18 protein-coding genes and 1 tRNA gene are annotated in these 15,881 nt (G+C 39.7%); 11 read left to right on the top strand and 8 right to left on the bottom strand.

Annotated elements, in window-relative coordinates:
* Positions 1-227 precede the first annotated feature (227 nt).
* Positions 228-1,196, top strand: coding sequence for a hypothetical protein (locus tag RSA43_00205; protein ID MEG2495715.1), 969 nt, complete (start codon positions 228-230; stop codon positions 1,194-1,196).
* On the opposite strand, the gene RSA43_00200 is transcribed toward RSA43_00205, so the two are convergent.
* The 5 genes from RSA43_00200 to RSA43_00180 all read right to left on the bottom strand — a co-directional run bounded on the left by RSA43_00200 (position 1,193) and on the right by RSA43_00180 (position 5,481).
* Entirely contained in the window at positions 1,193-1,888 is a 696-nt protein-coding gene (locus RSA43_00200) for an MlaD family protein (protein MEG2495714.1), read from the bottom strand. The two genes, RSA43_00205 and RSA43_00200, sit on opposite strands and share 4 nt — an antisense overlap.
* 59 nt (positions 1,889-1,947) lie before the next feature.
* Positions 1,948-2,706, bottom strand: a complete 759-nt coding sequence (locus RSA43_00195) for an ATP-binding cassette domain-containing protein (protein MEG2495713.1) — start codon at positions 2,704-2,706, stop codon at positions 1,948-1,950.
* A 3-nt stretch (positions 2,707-2,709) separates the two neighbouring features.
* Positions 2,710-3,360, bottom strand: a complete 651-nt coding sequence (locus RSA43_00190) for an ABC transporter permease (protein ID MEG2495712.1) — start codon at positions 3,358-3,360, stop codon at positions 2,710-2,712.
* A gap of 218 nt (positions 3,361-3,578) precedes the next feature.
* A complete protein-coding gene (locus RSA43_00185; GenBank protein MEG2495711.1) occupies positions 3,579-4,868 on the bottom strand; it encodes a glutamate-1-semialdehyde 2,1-aminomutase in 1,290 nt (429 codons plus the stop codon).
* A gap of 16 nt (positions 4,869-4,884) precedes the next feature.
* The gene (locus RSA43_00180) at positions 4,885-5,481 is read right to left on the bottom strand and encodes a YqgE/AlgH family protein (GenBank protein ID MEG2495710.1); all 597 of its coding nucleotides are present in this window, start codon (positions 5,479-5,481) and stop codon (positions 4,885-4,887) included.
* A 200-nt stretch (positions 5,482-5,681) separates the two neighbouring features.
* Here RSA43_00180 and RSA43_00175 point away from each other — a divergent pair, with 200 nt between their 5' ends.
* From RSA43_00175 to RSA43_00135, 9 genes are all read left to right on the top strand, one after another.
* Positions 5,682-6,431: a Nif3-like dinuclear metal center hexameric protein gene (locus tag RSA43_00175; protein MEG2495709.1), complete on the top strand. Its 750-nt coding sequence runs from the start codon at positions 5,682-5,684 to the stop codon at positions 6,429-6,431.
* A 95-nt stretch (positions 6,432-6,526) separates the two neighbouring features.
* The gene (gene rpiA / locus RSA43_00170; protein MEG2495708.1) at positions 6,527-7,225 is read left to right on the top strand and encodes a ribose 5-phosphate isomerase A; all 699 of its coding nucleotides are present in this window, start codon (positions 6,527-6,529) and stop codon (positions 7,223-7,225) included.
* 11 nt (positions 7,226-7,236) lie between these two features.
* Complete coding sequence (locus tag RSA43_00165; protein ID MEG2495707.1) at positions 7,237-7,674, top strand: DUF151 domain-containing protein; 438 nt, start codon at positions 7,237-7,239, stop codon at positions 7,672-7,674.
* A 75-nt stretch (positions 7,675-7,749) separates the two neighbouring features.
* Positions 7,750-9,576 (top strand): oligoendopeptidase F, encoded by a 1,827-nt coding sequence (gene pepF / locus RSA43_00160; protein MEG2495706.1) that lies wholly within the window; start codon positions 7,750-7,752, stop codon positions 9,574-9,576.
* 133 nt (positions 9,577-9,709) lie between these two features.
* Positions 9,710-10,045 (top strand): co-chaperone GroES, encoded by a 336-nt coding sequence (locus RSA43_00155; GenBank protein MEG2495705.1) that lies wholly within the window; start codon positions 9,710-9,712, stop codon positions 10,043-10,045.
* Between the two features lie 40 nt (positions 10,046-10,085).
* A complete protein-coding gene (groL, locus tag RSA43_00150; protein MEG2495704.1) occupies positions 10,086-11,720 on the top strand; it encodes a chaperonin GroEL in 1,635 nt (544 codons plus the stop codon).
* Between the two features lie 121 nt (positions 11,721-11,841).
* Positions 11,842-12,600, top strand: coding sequence for a hypothetical protein (locus RSA43_00145; protein MEG2495703.1), 759 nt, complete (start codon positions 11,842-11,844; stop codon positions 12,598-12,600).
* A gap of 61 nt (positions 12,601-12,661) precedes the next feature.
* Positions 12,662-12,733, top strand: a tRNA-Asn gene (locus RSA43_00140).
* A 29-nt stretch (positions 12,734-12,762) separates the two neighbouring features.
* Positions 12,763-13,617: an SDR family oxidoreductase gene (locus tag RSA43_00135; GenBank protein MEG2495702.1), complete on the top strand. Its 855-nt coding sequence runs from the start codon at positions 12,763-12,765 to the stop codon at positions 13,615-13,617.
* A 48-nt stretch (positions 13,618-13,665) separates the two neighbouring features.
* On the opposite strand, the gene RSA43_00130 is transcribed toward RSA43_00135, so the two are convergent.
* The 3 genes from RSA43_00130 to RSA43_00120 form a co-directional block, all read right to left on the bottom strand.
* A complete protein-coding gene (locus RSA43_00130) occupies positions 13,666-14,001 on the bottom strand; it encodes a BPL-N domain-containing protein (protein ID MEG2495701.1) in 336 nt (111 codons plus the stop codon).
* Between the two features lie 84 nt (positions 14,002-14,085).
* Complete coding sequence (locus RSA43_00125; GenBank protein MEG2495700.1) at positions 14,086-14,292, bottom strand: hypothetical protein; 207 nt, start codon at positions 14,290-14,292, stop codon at positions 14,086-14,088.
* Between the two features lie 49 nt (positions 14,293-14,341).
* Entirely contained in the window at positions 14,342-14,614 is a 273-nt protein-coding gene (locus RSA43_00120; GenBank protein ID MEG2495699.1) for a biotin transporter BioY, read from the bottom strand.
* A gap of 241 nt (positions 14,615-14,855) precedes the next feature.
* Here RSA43_00120 and RSA43_00115 point away from each other — a divergent pair, with 241 nt between their 5' ends.
* On the top strand, positions 14,856-15,872 hold the full coding sequence (locus RSA43_00115) for a DMT family transporter (protein MEG2495698.1): 1,017 nt from the start codon (positions 14,856-14,858) through the stop codon (positions 15,870-15,872).
* The last annotated feature ends 9 nt before the right edge of the window (positions 15,873-15,881 follow it).

The following is a 15,881-nucleotide window of genomic DNA, read 5'->3' as shown; positions in this document are numbered from 1 at the left end:
TAACTTTTCAACGATAATCAATCCCGTATCGGATTTTATTTCAGCATCCCATAATCTTCCTCGTTACCGAAATAAATCTTGATAAAAGCCGGTCGTCTTTCTCTTGAATTTTACTTAACTTAGGTGGATGGAATTTTATTCATTGAATTTATGGAAAAAACTTGTAATAAATACTTACACATATAGATAGTCGAATTTTAAAAACAAGTTAGTAATTTTATCAATTCATGAAAAAGTTTACCTATTTGTTGTTATTGCTATCGGCAATCAAACCCATCTCAAGTTACGCGTCCTTAAACCCTTCCGATACTTTAAATTTAAATAGAAGCATTTATGTCAATAGCTCATTAACTGAAAATCCTTACGGAGAATCCACGAAATGGTTTGAAACTATAAATTACCGCCTGGGTTTTCACGGAGATTACGTTTTCGACAGAAAAATGATTTCCGCCGCTTCGCAAGCTACGGAAACGGGATTATGGAACCCCGCTTATCATAAAGACGTAATTAAATTTTCTCTTAATACCAATTCCTGTCACTTTGTTCTAAACGTTAGAAAACATTTCGATTTGTTTTTCAACCTAGGAGCTTCTAAATTCAATCTTAAAGGAACTTCCGATCTTTTTAATCTTTCCGGTACGTTCGATAATAAACAAGTATTCGTAAATAACGGTACGGCCGAGTTGGAAACGAAATCGGGATGTCATAAAACCGTGGGATTGAGATATGCCAAACATATTTGCCATACGATAGTAGGATTGAGTTTTGCTTACAACCATTCGAAACCGCGAATCCATCGCATTGGAATGAACACGGGAAGCACACAATTCAATCTTGAAGAATTCAAAAAAACCTACTTGGATTATAAAGAATGGAGTTTCGGTTTCGCGTTATCCGAAAATATAGGCTGTTTATCTCCTTATTTAGGAATCACCTGTTCCAAAGCCATGGTCGATATGAATAAGAAAACGTTCTATCCTTCGTTAACGATGCCGAATCCCCTTTTAGGTCCCTCACCGACGGCAACGGCACAATTAACAAACGTTTCGTTAAAATTGAATTCTCTTAAAAATCGCTTTTCTTTCGGAACGACAGTGGGTTGCGGTCTCTATGCCAATAGCCTGGTCTCCGTTAACGTTGAAGCCGCCCTTATTAATAAACATTCGGTCAAAGCATCGGGATTGATAAGATTTTAAGAAGAACGCTTCTTTTTCTTCCATTCACGATTGTACTGATAGAGCAGCCCGTAGTCTTTTATATCCGAAGTAATCTCGTTAATGTTATCTATCGATTCCAAAAAACCTGCTATCGAACCTTTAAGAGGCCGTTCGGTATCTTGATTCCGATTTTCCAATAAGCCGGCCACATCCTTAAGTATTTTATTCTTTTTAAAATCGGTAATGAACTCGGAACAGATGACACTCAAAGCGGATACGTCGTCGGTCATTAGAGTGATATTATTAACCAAAACCCCTGTAGCATGATCCAAACGTTCCATTAAAATTTCCGTCTTTTTAAAGACATCGGAATTTTTTCCGTAAAACCGCACGGCTTCGGAGAGTTTTCGTATTCCGGGATCTTTAGGACAGATATTCACGACCTTTTCTCCTATCAGTCTGGGAAAAATCAAGGTAATTTCATCTAAAGGAAGAATAACGGTTTCCGGTTCGATTTTCAAAATCAATTCATGACAATACAGATATCCTTCGGAATCTTTCTCACCTAAATCGATTATGTTTTTAATCTCTGCAACCTTACCCACCGGTTTTCCGGCAAAATAAACGGGAGCACCTTCGGACACTCCGCTGATATCCGTAAATCTCACCATAAAGACGTTACCTCCGGTAGCAAAAGAAGATCGAAACAAGACTAACGGCAAAATCAGCATAAAAACTCCGAGACAGAAAAAAATTCCCAGAAAAAACGGTTTATATTCCTTCTTATTATTCATACAAGAGTCTCATGACGATATTTAGACAGAAATTCCGTAACCGCCGGATCCCTGCTGTTAAAAAAATTTTCCTTATCGGACAAATAAACGATTCTACCCTCAGAATGAAAAGCAATTCTATCCGCCAAAAAAATGGCCAAATCCAACTCGTGAGTGACTACGACACCGGTAATTCCTTTTTCATCTCTTAAATTTCGAATGAATCTCCCGATCCCCCCCCCCGTAACGGGATCCAGTCCAGCCGTCGGTTCGTCATACAAAAGCACTTCGGGATTGTAAACCACCGATCGTGCCAAAGCCACTCTTTTTCTCATTCCTCCGGACAATTGAGAGGGAAACAGGGTAGCTGCTTCTTGAAGACCTACCCAAGTTAAAGCTTCGAAAGCACGCTCACCGATTTCCCGATCACTCAATTTGCGATTTTTTTTTCCGCAATGAACGGTTAAATAAAAAGCCACATTATCCAAAACGGACATGAAATCGAAAAGTGCTCCCCCCTGAAAAACCAATCCTATTTTTCCGAAGTCCGGCTTACCGGAAGCATCCAATAATCCGGGATCATAAACGACTCTTCCCGAATCCGGAGCTTCCAGACTCATGATCTGTCTTAAAAGAACGCTTTTTCCGGAACCCGATTTTCCTAAAATAACCAAAATTTCTCCCCGGAAAATTTCAAGACTCAAATCATCCAACACATGACGACCGTGAAAATTTTTCGTTATGTTTTCTAAGCGAACGATAGGTTTAAGTGCCATGCCTCATCCAAATATCGAGTTGAAAATAAAGGTTAAAATACAATTAACGACCAATACTCCGATATAAGAAAAAACGACGCTTTCGGTAGTTACGTTCCCGACGTCGGAAGAACTTTCTCCTACTCTCAATCCCTGAAAACAAGCCGTTGAGATAATCAATAAACCGAAAATCCATGATTTCAAAAATAAAAGAAAGACATCGGTAAAACCGATCTTCCCAATCACCATGCTCCAGTATGTTAAGGAAGTGAAACGAAAAGCGGAAATACAGAGAACGTATCCCATAAGAATACCGATCCAAGCCGAAAGTACGGATAAAACGGGCATGCAGATCATACCGGCTATCACCCTCGGGAAAACGAAATATTGTAAGGGATCGACTCCCATGCTTTTCATGGCGGTTACCTGTTCCGTAATGCACATAGTCCCCAGAAAAGCGGCTAAAGAAGCCCCTACACGTCCTACCATAACCATCGCCGTTAAAACAGGACCTATTTCGACTAACATGCTTTTGGTGACGAAAAATCCCACCGCCTCCGGTAAGCTGCTGCCCACCTGACAATAAGATTGAGCCGATAACACTAATCCGGTGAATAATCCGGTGATCGAAACGGGAAGGATCGATTTAACGCCGATCTCGAAACTTTGTTCCATGATCATCACACCTCTGGAAACTCCTAAACGATTTCTTTTAAACAAACGAAAAATAAATAGAAATCTCTCGCCGACGGAAGAAAAAAAGCGAAAGCTTAAATCGAAAATAAAATTAAGAATTTTTCGAATAAAACAAAACATAATCACCAAAACAAGAATAAGGGATTATATATCTAAAAAATTAAAAATAATAAAAGTTTCTTAAAATAAAAAAATGACTAAAAGAAAAGCTCATCAAGAGAAGTCCTAACGACTTCAACCGTATAATCCAAATTAAAATCGGAATGGGCTGACGAAACGAAACCGGTTTCAAATACCGAAGGAGAAAGATAGACCCCTTTTTCATACATTTTTAAAAAAAAATCTTTAAAAAGTCCTGCATCGCATTGCTCAACTCCTTCAAAATTTGATACGTTTTTCGAAGTAAATCGAAAACAAAACATGGAACCTTTTCTGACGACTCTAACGGGAAGATCACGTTCAACGATAAAATTCTCTATGGGTTCAAGAAACCGATTCGTCTTTTTTTCAAGAGATTCATAAAAATCCGGTTCCGAACAAAGCATCAGATTAGCCATCCCTGCACTGGCTCCTAAAGGATTACCGGAAAAAGTCCCGGCATGAAACACGTTCCCTAACGGCATCAAGACATCCATGAATTCCGCTTTACCTCCTATCGCAGCTACGGGAAGACCGCCTCCGATGATTTTACCGAAAAGAGTAAGGTCAGAGGTGAAATCGTAACAACTACGTGCTCCCAAAAGACCCAAACGAAAACCGGTAACAACTTCATCGGCAATAGTCACGATACCATAATTTCGATTACTGTCCGTAACATGCTTCAAAAATCCCGGTTTGGGAAGAACGACACCCATATTCGCTGAAACCGGCTCAAAAATCACTCCGGCAACGGAATCCCCTCTTTCACTCATAAACGATGAAAAAACTTCGAAATCATTGTAGGGCAACACTACGATTTCGGACTCGGAAGAAAAAGTACCGCTTCCTTTCTTATGCAACAAAAAGGAACCTGCCTGTTCCGATAAAACATCGGAATGACCGTGATAATGACCTTGAAATTTCACGACAAGCCTTTTACCGGTATAAGCTCTTGCCATGCGAATAGCAGTCATGGCTGCCTCCGTTCCGGAAGCGGCAAATCGAACTTTATCGACGAAAGGAAGCAAACTCACTATGTACTCCGCAAACTCGATCTCTTTAAGAGAAGTCAAACCGTAGGAAGTGCCTTTCTCGGCAGCTTCCGTAACGGCATCTATTATTTGAGGGTGTGCATGTCCGTTAATCAAAGCTCCCCAAGAACCGCAATAATCGATATACCGATTACCGTTAACACACGTCCATTGATCTTCAAACGCGGAATGCAATATGGGAGGTATGATACCCAATCCCATAAAGGCCCTTACGGGAGAACTCACCCCTCCGGGCATCACGGCAACGGCTTTGGAAAAATAATTCTCGGAACAATCGACAACATCGGCTACCGGCAAAACAACCTCCTAATCATCAGTTCAGGAAGATATCTTCGGGAACCGTTGAAAAAGAAGCATATTTACCTCCTAAGTCCCTCAGAATCATCGACCAAAGTTCACCCGGATCCGACTGAAATACGTATTCGGAAGAAGCAGGCGAAAGCAGCCAGTTTCCATCCAAAAATTCTCGCTCCAATTGCCCATTTTGCCACCCTGAATATCCGAAACAAAGGAATAATGAAGGACCGTTCGGATCGGACATGGATCCCTGTAAAAAGGGAACATCTCCACCTAAATAAACTCCCCGACAGATTTCCAAAGCCTGTGCGGATTTGTCTTCCGAAGAATGTAATAACATCATTTGATTGGCTTGTATGGGGCCCCCCATACAGAAACGGACGGAACCGTTCGTCACTTTATTTTGAGAAAATACGTCGTCGGAAACATCGAAAGATAAAAGCTTATTCAAAATCAATCCGAAAGAACCGGCGAAGCTATGCTCGCAGAGCAGAATAACACTTCGAGAAAAGACGCCTTGTGTCATATCAGGAGAAGCAACTAAAAAAGCGCCCTTTTCCAAAGACGCATACGGAATTTTCGACATCACTGAACTCCCGATTCTTTCAGACATTGTTTACCGTTAGAAAGACACGGTAAAAACGAAAAATACATTAATGTAATCCTTTTATCAAAGAAAAAAAATTGAGTGAAATCAAAACGACAATGTCGATCCGTAAATCGGATTGATCGTGAAATTTCAAAAGAGTACAATCGGGTTGCTTCGTATGAAAGAAAATCATAAATCCCTAAAAATCTTCGGTCACCGTGTTATTGAAAGATCTCGTCAATTATTTGAATGTTCTTCTGGCAGAATCGCTTTTTAAGGATTACTGCGAAAACGGTATACAATTCGGCGATCCCGAACAAACCATCAACAAAATAGCTTTAGGCGTAACTGCCGATCTGGAAACAATCGAAAAAGCCGTTTCTCTACAAGCAGATGTTTTGATCACTCATCACGGATTGTTTTGGAAAGGAGAACCGCAACGAATCATCGGTTATAAAAAAATTCGGATAGATAGGTTATCGCAAGCCAATCTTTCTCTCGTTGCTTATCATCTTCCCTTAGACGCCGAGCTAACCTTCGGAAACAATTGGAAAGTCGCGCACGATCTCGGATGGCAAAATCCTACGGCCTTCGGCTCCGACTCTCCTCAATTAGGGGTCATGGGCAATGTACCTCAGATACCGATCGAGGATTTTGTTTCAATCCTGGAACGGTATTACGAAACTTCCTTAAAAACAGCGGTGCTCAAAGGAAATAAAATCGTTGCGAAAGTGTCCTTGCTTGCTGGTAACGGTTATAGGGAAATCGTGCATTCGGCTTCTTTGGGATGCGACTGCCATATTACCGGTTCGTTCGACGAACCCGCATGGTCTTTGGCCAAAGAAAACAAAATCAATTTCTTGGCTTTCGGACATTCCGCTACGGAAAAAGTCGGCATTAAAGGTCTGATGAACCATTTGAATCGTGACCTGAATATACCTCTGGTGCTTATCGATACGGATAATCCTTTTTAAATAGAAAAATTGTTGAACCGATGAAAAAAAACGGTTACACTTCGCCTTGCGAACGTCTTTTCCGTTATGTCCGATAATATTTACTATGGTGCCGATTGAAACGCAGTGTTGAGACAACTCAAGAGATAAAACGAAAGCTAGGTCAAACAGCCGCAAATTTTGTTTCCGACGGTATGATCGTAGGTCTGGGGACGGGTTCCACTTGTGCATATTTTATTACGGCCTTAATCGAAAAAAAACGTGAAGAAGGTTTATGTTTCAAGACGGTTGCATCGTCGGAGGACTCCAAAATGAAGGCTCTTTCCGGAGGACTTGAAATTTTAGATGACAATGCATTCGTAAACATAGACTTTTCAGTAGATGGAGCAGATGAAATCGATCCTGACGGACACCTGATTAAAGGAGGGGGGGGAGCATTTACTCGAGAAAAAGTCGTCCTCCGTTCGGCTAAACGAAGACTTATCATCGCCGATGAATCCAAAGAAGTCGAACGATTGGGAGAAAAAAACGGTCTTCCTTTAGAGGTTTTGCCTTTTGGATTTGCCGCTACCGTAAACGAATTGCTCAAACGAGGTTATCAAGGGAAACAACGTATGCATTCTTCAGGAAGGCCTTTCATAACCGATAACGGAAATTTTATATTCGACGTAAATTTTCCTTCCTATTTCCCTTCTCCCGGCGAAGACGATATTATTCTGAAAACCGTTAGCGGAGTCATCGAAACGGGATTTTTCTTGGAAAAAGCCGATATATTAATCGGTTTTTTCGATGGCACTTTTAATTTTAAAAATTGAATCGGTCTGATATGAATATGTTTAACGATTTGGAAAGTGTGCAAAATAAAATCCTGATTCCGGTTGCTTTTCATAAACTCGTCCGGTTTCGGAACCATGCCGGCATTATACTCGGCAATGATTCCAAAAAATTTGCAATTTACGTTAATCCTTTAGCCGGACAACTTATTCAATCCTTACCTGCCGAAGAAAAACGTCCTTCAACTCACACTTTGATTAACTATCTTTTAAACGGTCTCGATGCTAAGGTCGTTCAGTTAATTATCAATAATTACGAAAATAAGGTGTTTTTTTCACGTCTCTTCGTTGAGCAGATCAAAGATGGAATCTTACATACGACCGATACGGATGCAAGACCCAGCGACGGTATTATTCTTTCCCTAATATATGATGTTCCTATCTATTGCGTCAGTGACGTTTTCGAAAAAACAATCCCCTACGAAGATTAATCGAGCCGCCTTGAATTGATTGGAAAATGTTTTTTCGTTAGAATTTCCTTTTTGATATTCCGAGAGACACAACCTATGACAATTGCAATCGATCAAATCATTACGAGGGATGAGGTCTCATCTTCGAATACCTGGAACATTGAGGTACTGTACGATAATTTATCCGAATGGAAAAAAGCTTTCGATGAAATTAAGGAATCGAAAAGAGAGCCCTATTGGCCCTCCTTAAAATCGGAATGCTATGACGTAACCGATCCCGATTCCGTTCTAGGCTTGCTCGAAAAACTTTTTTCGATCGACAGAACATTAGATAAACTTTATATATACGCTCATCTTCTTCATGATCAAGATCTTACTAACTCAGTCAATACAGAGGTTTTCCAAGAAATATCAGTCCTGCACAATAATTTCACTAAGGAAACTTCCTGGATTAAACCTGCGTTGACGGCTTTATCGAAAGAAACAATCACTCATCTAAAAAATTCGGATCAATTAAAAACTTATTCCTTTTTTCTCGAAAAGATTTTTAGAACGGCCCTTCATACGGGAACCGAAAATGAAGAAAAAATATTGGCTTCCTCACAAATCCCGTTAAGTGCGCTCGAAAGTGCTTTTTCCAATCTTAACGACTCCGAAATTCCGTTTGGTATCGTAAAAAATTCCAAGAACGAAGAACTTCCTATGTCTCACGGTTTCGCTACCCTTTATATGCAATCGCCGGATAGGGAATTAAGAAAAAATTGTTATCTGTCCATGCTTTCAAGATATCAAAATTATAAGGACACTTTCGCTCAATTACTTTATGGACAAATAAGTGCTCACTTTTTTAAGGCTCAGGCCCGAAAATTTCCTTCCTGTCTTGCTGCATCTTTGTTCGCAAACAATATTCCTGAAAGCGTTTATCATAATTTGATCGACGTTTGTCAGAATCACGTTCATCTATTTGATCGATATATGAACCTAAAAAAAAGGTATCTGAAAATCGACGAAATGAAACCTTATGACATATACGCTCCTTTGGTTTTGACCGAAGATGCGGCAACCTTAACTTATGACGAAGCCGTAGATATCATAGTTAAGTCTTTAAGTATTTTAGGGCCTGAATATACGGAAATTCTCAAAAAAGGGATTACGACCGACCGCTGGGTAGATAAATACGAAAATAAAAACAAACGATCCGGAGCTTATTCTTCGGGAAGTTACGATACTCTCCCTTACATTCTTCTGAACTTTAAAGGTTCCGTTTACGACGGTTCCATTTTAGCTCACGAGGCGGGACACAGCATGCATTCTTATTTAAGTCGACATAACCAATCTTGTCACGATGCCGGGTATCCTCTTTTTCTGGCGGAAATCGCTTCAACTTTCAATGAAATTTTTTACTCCAAATATCTCACGGAACATTCAACCGATATCAAACAAAAAATTTCTTATATCAGTAGGCAATTGGATACGATTTTTTCGACTTTATTCAGACAGACGATGTTTGCCGATTTCGAGTTGAAAATCCATAATGCAGTCGAAAAAAACGAAACCCTTACCGCAATGACTCTTTCCTCAATTTATGAACAAACACTCAAGAAATACCTAGGTTCCGTCATCGTTACGAATCCCGAATCGACTATGGAATGGGCGCGAATCCCTCATTTCTATTACAATTTTTACGTTTATCAATACGCGACCGGCATCAGTGCCGCCTTATGTTTTTCTCAAAAAATCATCAATAAGGAACCCGGTGCCGTAGATAGATATCTGACTTTCCTTAAAAGCGGCGGTTCGGCTTTCTCTATCGATATACTTAAGAAAGCCGGAGTGGATATGACTCAACCCGATGCCTTAAACGAAACTATGCGTTTTATCGAAACTCAAATCCAACTGTTAGAGACATTAATCGAGAATTAATTTTTAGCATTTAAAAATAAAAACTGCTAAATCATGTTGATTGAAAAACCGGAAATTTGCTATGTTTTCCACCTTGATTTCCGGTAGAATCGTCGAGGCGATTTAGGAAAAATAAGTAAAAAATCAGTTAAATATGGTCATTAACATGGGAGATATTCGTATGACTGAGCAAGCCGTAAAAACCAAATTAAAACCTTTGGGAGATAGAGTACTTGTTAAGCGTCTTGAACAAGAAAGCGTGATTAAGGGCGGTATCATTCTCCCCGATACAGCAAAGAAAAAACAAGAAAAAGCCGTAGTTATTGCTCTCGGCACCGGCAAGCAAACGAAAGAAGGAGCCGCTATTCCTTTTGAAGTACGGGACGGCGATATCGTTTTAATGGACAAATATTCCGGGCAAGAAATTTCGATCGACGGAGAAGAATACGTCATTTTGCGAGCCGACGAGATTATGGCAATAGTAAAATAAGTTAAATTAATTTGACGAAATAAATGGAGAAAAGTTAGCTATGGCAGCGAAAAATATTAAATATAATGAAGAAGCCCGACAAAAAATTTTTAAAGGCGTTAAAACATTAGCGGATGCAGTAAAAGTTACTCTCGGTCCTAAAGGAAGACATGTCGTTATCGATAAATCGTTCGGCTCTCCTCAGGTCACGAAAGACGGTGTTACGGTTGCCAAAGAAATCGAGCTTGAAGACAAGCACGAAAATATGGGAGCCCAAATGGTTAAGGAAGTCGCCAGTAAAACGGCCGACAGTGCAGGAGACGGAACCACGACGGCAACCGTTCTTGCCGAAGCCATTTATGGCGAAGGATTGAGAAACGTGACTGCCGGAGCTAATCCGATGGATTTGAAAAGAGGCATTGAAAAGGCGGTTAAAACAGTAGTCGCCGAACTTAAAAAAATCAGTCGTCCCGTAAAAAATCAAACCGAAATTGCTCAAGTTGCTACAATTTCCGCGAATAACGATGAAGAAATTGGTCTCATGATTGCCGAAGCTATGGAAAAAGTGGGCAAAAACGGTTCCATAACCGTTGAAGAAGCCAAAGGTTTCGAGACGATTTTGGAAGTCGTTGAAGGTATGAACTTCAATCGCGGTTATCTTTCCGCTTATTTTATGACGAATCCCGAAGCTCAAGAATGCATTCTTGAAGATGCTTTCATCTTGATTTATGAAAAGAAAATTACTGGGATTAAGGAATTCTTAACCGTGTTGCAAAGCGTTGCGGAAAGCGGACGTCCTCTTTTGATTATTGCCGAAGATGTCGAAGGAGAAGCTCTGGCTACATTGGTCGTCAATAGATTGCGTTCCGGATTCAAGGTTTGTGCCGTAAAAGCACCCGGATTCGGTGATCGCCGTCAAGCTATGTTGGAAGATATTGCCGTGTTAACCGGCGGTCAATTAATTAGCGAGCAATTGGGTATGAAGTTGGAAAACGTTACCTTGGATATGCTTGGACGTGCTAAGAAGATTATCGTCAAAAAAGAAGAAACGACTATCGTAGAAGGATTGGGTCGCAAAGAAGATTTGCAAGCTCGATGTGATCAAATCAGAAAACAAATCGAAGACAGTACTTCAGATTACGATAAAGAAAAATTGCAAGAGCGTCTTGCTAAATTAGCTGGAGGTGTGGGGGTTATTAAGGTCGGAGCCGCCACTGAAATCGAAATGAAAGAGAAAAAAGATCGGGTTGACGATGCTCAACAAGCAACGATAGCAGCAGTAGAAGAAGGTATTCTTCCTGGAGGAGGAACCGCTTTGATTAGATGTGCCGCAGCTTTGGAAGAGTCTATCGGTTCCATCGAAAATGAAGATGAGAAAATCGGAGCTCGAATCATTCTCAAATCTTTGAGCGCTCCTCTGAAACAAATTGCAATCAATGCAGGAAAAGAAGGCGCCATCATATGTCAAAAAGTAGCTTCCTTACCTACAAACGAGGGCTATGATGCATTGCATGATAGATACGTCGATATGTTTGAAAGAGGCATCTTGGATCCTATGAAAGTAACGAGATCCGCTTTGGAAAGTGCCGCATCTGTTGCCGGAATGCTGTTGACTACCGAAGCTCTGATTGCCGATATCCCTGAGGATAAACCGGCAGCTCCCGCTATGCCTGGAGCAGGAATGATGGATTATTAATCGAAGATTTCGTTTCGGTTAAGTCAAAAGACTCTTTCTTCAAAGAAAGGGTCTTTTTTATTTAAATTTTTTTTTCATTTGATTATCCTGCCGTCAAAACCGTCCGTAAAATTTTTTTTCTATGTTTAAATTAATTAAAACCATTTTTTCCGCAGGTCTTTTGATTTTGCTTTTTCTATGGTTTCGCAAAGAAAGCCTCCTTGAAAATTGGCTGTCCGATCGACTTGGATATCAAGTATCAATAGGAAAGGTATCTATGCGAAAATACGGTATTAAAATTCGACATCTTTGTTTGCATAATCCTTCACGTTTTAATCATGATTACAGCCATGCTCTAGAAACGGATTTCATTACTGCAAGGATATCTATACCAAAACTGATTTTTGCAAGACGCTTGGAAATTACCTTATTGGACATACAAGGTCCTTTATTTAATCTCATTCTTTCTGATAAAAACGATTACGAAAGCAATTGGTCTCAATTTTTTAAAAAACCGTATCGAGAAAATTCCTTTGGTTTTGACGTTATGATTAAAAATTGCTTATTTAGGGGTGTTCGTTTCAAAATATTTAAACCTAACGGCAAAGAACTCCCCTTAATTTCATTGCCTTTTTTGGAATGTCATTCTAAAAATATATCAGCTGCCGTTCCTTCTTTTTTACAATCCGTTTCTTCTTTAATTTACTTAACATTTGAATCGGGATTATCCAAAGTTAATCTAAAACCGCAATATTCCGGACGTTTGGCTAAACAAGCTCATTTTTTGTTCCGATCCGATTCCAAACACATCTCCGAAAAATATTCTGAAAGTATCGTTTTTAATCCCAATGCCGATTCGGAAGATATCGCTCTATTTCTAAGAAATCTTTTCTTTAAATAAATTGATTAAAATCATTTACAAATTTTATTACCTACCGTAAAATTCGCACATTATTGTTTATTCCGGAGTAGCTCAGCGGTAGAGCAGTGGACTGTTAATCCATTGGTCGTTGGTTCGAACCCATCCTCCGGAGTTCATGCCTAATCAAGAGTTCTTCGATTCATGAGATCGATTGTCCTATTAGTGCTAGGTTTGTCTTCGGTCTTAGTCTTAGATGCTCACTCACAGGATTTGACAATTCCGAAACGTAAAACCATCATTGTGACATCGGCATCGGGAAGTTTGGGCAGAGCCGTTGCCTGCTCGTTGGCTTTCGATCACGATTTGATCTTAACAGGAAGAAATTTTAAGAAATTGAAGGATCTAAAGTCGGAGTTAACGAATTCTTATCAAGGTCGTTATGAAATCCGTAGTCTGGATTTTTCGAATCCTACTTCAAGAACAGATTTCGGTTACTACCTAAAAAATAACGCTTCTCACATATCAGGCGTCGTACTTATAACTCCCCGACCTATGGTCAATGATACCGAATCGGTAATACCCAACGAAGATGCTTGGTTGAATTTATTTCGTGTTAATATTACTGGCCCTCTAGACACCTTAAAAACAATTATACCTTATCTCTATCCTTCAAGTAAGATCGTTATAATCGCAGGAACCACTTCGGTGCAATTACAACCTCAATACGGGTTTTCCTGTGTCGTTTTCAGAACATGGACCACGTTAACAAAAATTTTATCCTATCGGTTAGGAGCTTTTGGCATCACTGTAAATGCTCTTTCTCCAGGAGTCGTTTTAACGAAGGCTCATAAGGAAAGGATTTTAAGACAAGCCGGCGAAAATGGTTTATCTTACGAAGAACAAATGCGAAAAGAAACGGAAAACATCCCTCTTCATCGCCATGCCGAAACTCTTGACCTTACTAAAGCGGTCGGATTCCTTCTTTCCGATCAAGCGAATTTCATCAACGGCATAAATTTAGTTCTCGACGGCGGATATACTTCGGTTTTCCATTAATTAAAAAAAGGTTTTAAAATCAAAAGCCGATCCGATTAACAATTCCGCTTAGTCATTGAACAATTTTTTCATCAACCCCTTCAGAAAATTTTCCGTCATCATTTTATTATTCATTTCTTTAAGCAAACAAGCAACCTGTTTAAGATAAGGATCGAAAAGACCGGAATATTCGGGATCATATTCATAGTGAACTCCGGATAATAAGGCTTTTCCCTTGCCGCATGAAGCCATTAATATAGCCGGTTCTTTTTCCAAATCCGCATAATAAGCCTCTACGGAAACTCCTTGAAATGAATCTTTCACATTCAAAAAAGTCCCTCCCCCATAATACATAAATAAACCCAATGGACGTTCAGCTACTAAAGGAACGGCACGAATCCCCATCCGGTATAGAAAACTCCGTACGCGCATAAACAGGGACATATGCTTGTCCTCGACAAAAGTACAAGTCTCGCGATTCATTAATAATCATACCCGGAATATCGAAATAGACAGAGGCACAACAAACATAACCTCCTGTACAAATACCAACAAACCGCCGCCAATCAAATAATCGGCTTGTACTCTCTTGATAGAGTATCGATTTACATCCAGAATAAAACGAGAAAAAAAACGGAAAACATGTCTCAATAAATAACCGGAAACACCTGCTCCCGAATAAATCAGGATATCCATGGCATTCGGAATACTCCGGATCTACGACATCCCTTAACGATACATAAAATCATTGCAATCTTGACGATTTCGGGGATAATAAAAGGAATAATTCCGGAAGGAAAGTCGGCAGATAGCCGCCAGTCAAACCGAAAAGATGAACTAGTCCAAAGCTTCCTCCGGCAAAAACCGGCAATCCTAAGGATCCCTCGATAAGATAGGCGGCAACAGCTGCAAGTCCTCGTTTCTCACCTAAGAAGACTCCGATCAAATAAATTCCGAAAGTCTGTAGAGTGAGAGGCACGGGACCTATGGGCAAAGAGATCTGCGATAAAAGACCCAAAAATAAAGAGGCAACGATAATCGATACCCATTACCCATTCTTTAAAGAAAAATTTTAATTTTACATTAAATGAAGAAGTAAGAGAACATTCGAACATTTTCACTCCTGAAATAATAAAGATCCGAACCTCAAGATTATAATTGTTCATAATTAAAATAAAAAAAAAGTTCCTAAGAGAAAAATTGAAAAAAACAATCTATTAAAGGCATCATCTTACTAAGAAAAGAAAACCTAGAATCTCATGCATATATCTAAAAATCGGAATACTAATAAACATTGTTTTTTCTCAGGAGTTTTATACTCCCTCGGAGCTTGTTTTCTTTGGGGACTGGTGTTCGTCGTTCCCCAATTTTTGAGTCAATACAAGGATATAGAAATCGTTTTAGGACGTTATTTGATATTTGGGTTAGCCTCTTTAATAGGGGCTTTGATTAGTAATCGTAATTTCTTTAAAATGTATTCTTTTAAGATCTGGCGCACCGGGTTTATTTGGGGAGTATTGACGAACCCTGTTTATTATCTCGGAATAGTCATAGGTTTACGATATGCAGGTCCTGCGATTACGGTCGTAATGACTGGACTGACTCCTCTAACCGTTCTTTTCTACTCGAATTTAAAATCGAAAGAGGTTCCTCAAGTTACCGTTGCAATTATATCCGTTGTCGTTATAGGAGGCGTTCTTTTAACTAATCTATCGATATTGGAACAACCCATCATTTCAACGTCGTTTTGGAAATCCATTGTCGGCACCGCTACGGTTATCTTATCTACGGTTATCTGGACACTTTATATCATAAAAAACGGCAAATTCTTGGAAGAACATCCTGAAGTGAACGAACTTGCATGGAGTTACATTTTAGGCGTCTCGACTTTTTTCGTAACAGCCCCCTCTTTCATTGTATTGAATCTATGTAAGGTTATCGATATAAAAACCTTACTTTCATTCTCTCCAGAAGGCAGAGGATCTCCTTATATTATCGGAATTCTCATCCTAGGAATTTGCAGCTCTTCTTTAGCTGGCGTATGTTGGAATAAAGCCTCTACGAGGCTCTCATCGTCTCTTCTGGGTTCTCTTCTTATTTTCGAATCTCTGTTTGGACTTTTGATGTATTTCTTTATTACGACTTCTCTTCCGACATGCGTAGAAGGGTTGGGCATTGTTCTTATGTTCGGAGGCAGCTTATATGGGTTGGCTCTTTTCGGAAAAAAGTCCGCAAACAAAGATAAGGCTAGTCCTTCTTCAATAGGGAATAAATAAACGGGTAAA

The sequence above is a fragment of the Victivallaceae bacterium genome, from assembly GCA_036659455.1.
In the GTDB taxonomy this organism is placed as follows: domain Bacteria; phylum Chlamydiota; class Chlamydiia; order Chlamydiales; family Chlamydiaceae; genus JAVXCN01.
The sequence above is the reverse complement of the archived record's forward strand: the minus strand, read 5'-3'. Positions and strand labels throughout refer to the sequence as shown.

Bases quoted from the DNA above. Each gene is read 5' to 3' on its own strand.
- RSA43_00205 (MEG2495715.1), top strand. From the start codon at position 228: ATGAAAAAGTTTACCTATTTGTTGTTATTGCTATCGGCAATCAAACCC.
- RSA43_00200 (MEG2495714.1), bottom strand. From the start codon at position 1,888: ATGCTGATTTTGCCGTTAGTCTTGTTTCGATCTTCTTTTGCTACCGGA.
- RSA43_00195 (MEG2495713.1), bottom strand. From the start codon at position 2,706: ATGGCACTTAAACCTATCGTTCGCTTAGAAAACATAACGAAAAATTTT.
- RSA43_00190 (MEG2495712.1), bottom strand. From the start codon at position 3,360: ATGGAACAAAGTTTCGAGATCGGCGTTAAATCGATCCTTCCCGTTTCG.
- RSA43_00180 (MEG2495710.1), bottom strand. From the start codon at position 5,481: ATGTCTGAAAGAATCGGGAGTTCAGTGATGTCGAAAATTCCGTATGCG.
- RSA43_00165 (MEG2495707.1), top strand. From the start codon at position 7,237: ATGAATATGTTTAACGATTTGGAAAGTGTGCAAAATAAAATCCTGATT.
- pepF (MEG2495706.1), top strand. From the start codon at position 7,750: ATGACAATTGCAATCGATCAAATCATTACGAGGGATGAGGTCTCATCT.
- RSA43_00155 (MEG2495705.1), top strand. From the start codon at position 9,710: ATGGTCATTAACATGGGAGATATTCGTATGACTGAGCAAGCCGTAAAA.
- groL (MEG2495704.1), top strand. From the start codon at position 10,086: ATGGCAGCGAAAAATATTAAATATAATGAAGAAGCCCGACAAAAAATT.
- RSA43_00145 (MEG2495703.1), top strand. From the start codon at position 11,842: ATGTTTAAATTAATTAAAACCATTTTTTCCGCAGGTCTTTTGATTTTG.
- RSA43_00135 (MEG2495702.1), top strand. From the start codon at position 12,763: ATGAGATCGATTGTCCTATTAGTGCTAGGTTTGTCTTCGGTCTTAGTC.
- RSA43_00130 (MEG2495701.1), bottom strand. From the start codon at position 14,001: ATGGGGATTCGTGCCGTTCCTTTAGTAGCTGAACGTCCATTGGGTTTA.
- RSA43_00125 (MEG2495700.1), bottom strand. From the start codon at position 14,292: ATGGATATCCTGATTTATTCGGGAGCAGGTGTTTCCGGTTATTTATTG.
- RSA43_00115 (MEG2495698.1), top strand. From the start codon at position 14,856: ATGCATATATCTAAAAATCGGAATACTAATAAACATTGTTTTTTCTCA.